Genomic DNA, 3,060 nt, shown 5'->3' with positions numbered 1-3,060 from the left:
TTTTGAAAAAGGGGAGCAAGCGCGATTCGAGTTAACGATTCCACCACACCAGAATATTTTTTCTATAACCGAGGGGATTCTCTGAGATCCCCAGTGCTTCGATGTTCCGATTGCTAGCTAACACTGCCTACTGGGTCAACGGTTTGAGCGAAGCAAAAGTGCCTTAGCTGATTTCGGTTCCAGTTATATACTAAAAAAGACTTATCTGAAGTTCCGGAAAACCCTGTCCGCAATTCGTTGAATCTTCCGTTCATGGAAAAGGGCAGTCCTAGTACACATAGGCTCAAACTTTTGCTCAAAATCGATAACCCATTTTGGCGGCGATTTTACTTCAGTTCATCTGACCTCTCACCACCGACCGTCCGGTAGACCGGACACTGGTTGCGGAAGAAGTTGAAAGCTGATCAGTTAAACTGTGAGGGGTTAGCTTGTCTAGGTCAGCAGTTAGGAAATTGGCAGATGGGTGATAGCTGATAGTTAAATAAAAGCTCAGTTGATTTCTGTGGGAAGTATAAATACAAGGCAGCTCCGTCACAATTGAAGATTGACCAATAAACCCGATTTCGCCGTTTGAGGGAAAATTCCTTTCATGTCTACTCCTTGGGACGTTTGTATCCCTGCTCATAGGCAAAGCGCACCAATTGGCTACGATTATGTAGTTTCAACTTATGGAGTATGCTACTGAGGTGAGTCTGCACAGTACGAGGGCTGATAAATAGGCGATCGCTTATTTCTTTGTTGGTTAACCCCTGAATAACTTGCCAAAATACTCGTTCTTCTGCTGGTGTCAAGGGTAGAGGTTTAGGTTTTGCCCCTACCTGAGCCAAAGTTTTAGAATTCTCAGCAGATGCTGAGGTTGATAATTGGTTAGCTAAATGGCCAGGAGCTATAGCAGTAGCTTGCTGCATCAACCGGACAATTTCAGCATGGATACGGTGCGAGCGCTCTAGCAGTGCTTCTATTTTTGCCTCTAATTCTCTCGGAGCAACTGGTTTAGTTAAATAATCATCTGCTCCCATAGAATGACCATTAATACGGTCTTCTAATTCTGCTTTGCTAGACAAAAAAATAAATGGCATCAGCCTACCATTGGGAATGTTTCTCAGACGACGGCAAAACTCTAGACCATCCATCTCCGGCATCAGCACATCAGAAACTACCAAATCCGGTGGATTTTTGACACAAGCTTCTAAGGCTTCAGTTCCCGAACACACTTGTTCTACCTGGTATCCTCGATGTTCCAGGTAGCGCTTCAAAAGAGTTAGCAGGGTTTTATCATCGTCAACAACTAAAATCTTTTTCATATTCTTTCTGGAGCCACCTTTTCTACAAACACTCCTGCCAATTGGTCATGAATTGATGCTGCTGCCATCTGGCTGGAAGTCTGTGAAAGGCCCACTCAGACAAACAATACACCATATCTTTTGATCGTAATTCGATTGACCATAGGCAGAATCTATGCTAATAACACTGTAAGTTTCGGTGTTGAAGCCCTAACTATTGACACATCACCCAAGCAATTTTTTAGGAGCGATGGCGCTGCACAAAGCAGCCTTGGCTGACTGTTGTAAAACAGTTGAACACCTTCCTATTACAGGAGAACTTAAGCTATAGAACCCCTATTTCAGCATAAAGGCTGATTTCAAACAGTTGAGCCATGGTGTAATAACTTCATCAAAGCTTTGAACTTGAACTACGTTCACTTATGCTAATACCCAGAAATGGGAATTTTCGGGAAGAAAGCTCAACAACTACCTGCTCTTTCTGTCACTCTTGCCCTGTCAATTAGTAATCATCTTAATGAGAAGATTAACTAGGGTATATTTTTTGCCATCCCCCTATAGATAGACTTTACCTCAACTACCATCTACCTGGGGTTGATCAGCAAAAAAGCTTAATGTCTCAAGCCCAATGCAGGAGATCTGGTAGTTTTCTGACTATAGGTCTATTGCCAACTTCCATCTGAAATTCATTAAAACTACTTTATGTACGAGAAAATCTCCCCTTGCCAGACTGGTTCTGCCATTACCTACAAGGATGGTCAACCCATTGTTCCTGACAACCCAATTATTCCGTTTATTCGCGGAGATGGTACTGGCGTCGATATCTGGCCAGCTGCCCAGAAGGTAATTGATGCAGCGGTCGAATGCGCCTATGGTGCCGATCGCAGCATCAGCTGGTTTAAAATCTATGCGGGTGACGAAGCTTGCGAAAAGTACGGTACTTATCAGTATTTACCCCAAGACACCCTAAATGCCATCAAAGAATACGGCATTGCTATCAAAGGACCCTTGACAACTCCTGTGGGTGGTGGTATGCGCTCTCTCAATGTTGCCCTGCGGCAAATTAATGACCTCTACGCCTGTGTGCGTCCCTGTAAGTACTACCCAGGAACCCCCTCTCCCCACAAAACTCCAGAGAAACTGGATGTAATTGTCTATCGGGAAAATACAGAAGATATCTACTTGGGTATTGAATGGCCCAAAGGAAGCGAAGTTGGTGAAAAATTGATTACTTTACTCAATCAGGATCTAATCCCAGCGACTCCAGAACATGGCAAAAAACAGATTCCCTTAGATGCTGGTATTGGCATTAAACCCATCAGTAAAACTGGCTCCCAGCGTTTAGTGCGCCGCGCCATCCAACATGCCCTCAGGCTACCTAAGCCTAAGCAGATGGTGACTTTGGTACATAAGGGGAATATTATGAAGTATACCGAAGGCGCGTTCCGGGACTGGGGTTATGAACTAACAACCACAGAGTTTCGAGCAGAATGTATAACTGAACGGGAATCTTGGATTCTCAGCAACAAAGAGCAAAATCCTGACATTACCCTGGAAGATAATGCTCGCGCGATTGAACCCGGTTATGATGCCTTGACCCCAGAAAAACAGGCGAAAGTGATCCAGGAAGTGGAAAATGTCCTTAATTCCTGGGGTCAGTAGAGACATCATAATAGGCGGGGAAAGCGGAAAAGGGAAGAACGGTAGTGTCGTTAATATTATCGTTAATGTAGGTTAGTTGAGCCAATAAAGCGTCATAAGCAGGCTCGCCCTGGAC

The 3,060-nt window shown here is 44.2% G+C and carries 1 protein-coding gene and 1 pseudogene; one reads left to right on the top strand and one right to left on the bottom strand.

Annotated elements, in window-relative coordinates; all coding sequences use genetic code 11:
• Positions 1-593: 593 nt before the first annotated feature.
• Positions 594-1,304, bottom strand: coding sequence for a response regulator transcription factor (locus F6K20_RS31545; RefSeq protein ID WP_008182494.1), 711 nt, complete (start codon positions 1,302-1,304; stop codon positions 594-596).
• A gap of 681 nt (positions 1,305-1,985) precedes the next feature.
• On the opposite strand from F6K20_RS31545, the pseudogene F6K20_RS31540 reads away from it, so the two are divergent.
• A pseudogene (locus tag F6K20_RS31540) lies at positions 1,986-2,933 on the top strand (NADP-dependent isocitrate dehydrogenase); the annotation flags it as partial.
• Positions 2,934-3,060 lie beyond the last annotated feature (127 nt).

This window comes from Moorena sp. SIO2C4, assembly GCF_010672485.1.
Taxonomy (GTDB): Bacteria; Cyanobacteriota; Cyanobacteriia; order Cyanobacteriales; family Coleofasciculaceae; genus Moorena; species Moorena producens.
This window is presented reverse-complemented; position numbering and strand designations above follow the sequence as displayed.